Origin of the sequence: Streptomyces massasporeus (assembly GCF_014648995.1) — a bacterium.
Classification (GTDB): Bacteria; Actinomycetota; Actinomycetes; order Streptomycetales; family Streptomycetaceae; genus Streptomyces; species Streptomyces massasporeus.
This window is the reverse complement of sequence record NZ_BMSE01000064.1, coordinates 1-1,116: the sequence shown is the minus strand read 5'-3', so window position 1 is coordinate 1,116 and position 1,116 is coordinate 1. Positions and strand designations below refer to the sequence as shown.

Sequence of the window (1,116 nt, the reverse complement as noted above, 5' to 3'; positions counted from 1 at the left end):
CGAGTTTAATTGCAATTCAACAAACCGACAGTAATTACTGGATTACAAAGTATCCATTGCTTCGAATTCAAATTTGATTTATCAAGCTGGTTTATCTAATTTATCCACTGCGTCGAATTCAAATTTGATCGCCTTCCATACTTCACAAGCAGCAGCTAGTTCAGGACTCCATTTGCTAGCCTCGCGGATAATTTCATTACCCTCGCGGGCAAGGTCACGTCCCTCATTACGAGCTTGTACACATGCTTCTAAAGCTACTCGATTAGCTACGGCACCCGGTGCATTTCCCCAAGGGTGTCCTAAAGTTCCTCCACCGAATTGTAGTACGGAATCATCTCCAAAGATCTCGGTCAAAGCAGGCATATGCCAAACGTGAATACCCCCCGAAGCTACGGGCAGAACACCTGGCATAGAAACCCAATCTTGAGTGAAATAAATACCACGGCTTCGATCTTTTTCAATAAAATCATCACGTAGTAAATCAACAAAGCCCAAAGTTATGTCCCTTTCTCCTTCAAGTTTACCTACTACTGTACCAGCGTGAATATGATCTCCACCAGACATACGTAAAGCTTTAGCTAGTACACGAAAGTGCATACCATGATTCTTCTGTCTATCAATAACTGCGTGCATTGCGCGATGGATGTGAAGAAGTAGACCATTATCTCGGCAATAATGAGCCAAGCTAGTATTTGCAGTGAACCCACCTGTTAAGTAGTCGTGCATTACGATAGGAACTCCCAATTCTCTAGCACACACGGCCCTTTTGATCATTTCTTCACATGTACCTGCAGTAGCATTCAAGTAATGCCCTTTGATTTCACCTGTTTCAGCCTGTGATTTATAAATTGCTTCGGCACAAAATAAGAAACGGTCTCTCCAGCGCATAAATGGTTGGGAGTTCACATTCTCATCATCTTTGGTAAAATCAAGCCCGCCACGTAGACATTCATAAACTGCTCTACCGTAGTTCTTAGCGGATAACCCCAATTTAGGTTTAATAGTACATCCTAATAGGGGGCGACCATACTTGTTCAATTTATCTCTTTCAACCTGGATGCCATGAGGCGGGCCTTGGAAAGTTTTAACATAAGCAGTAGGGATTCGCAGATCCTC

At 43.0% G+C, this 1,116-nt stretch carries 1 protein-coding gene; it reads right to left on the bottom strand.

Features of this window, described 5'->3' with window-relative positions; all coding sequences use genetic code 11:
- Nucleotides 1-81: 81 nt before the first annotated feature.
- Nucleotides 82-1,116, bottom strand: a 1,035-nt coding sequence (locus tag IE153_RS43015) for a ribulose-bisphosphate carboxylase large subunit (RefSeq protein WP_189594802.1), incomplete at its 5' end; no start/stop codon positions are given.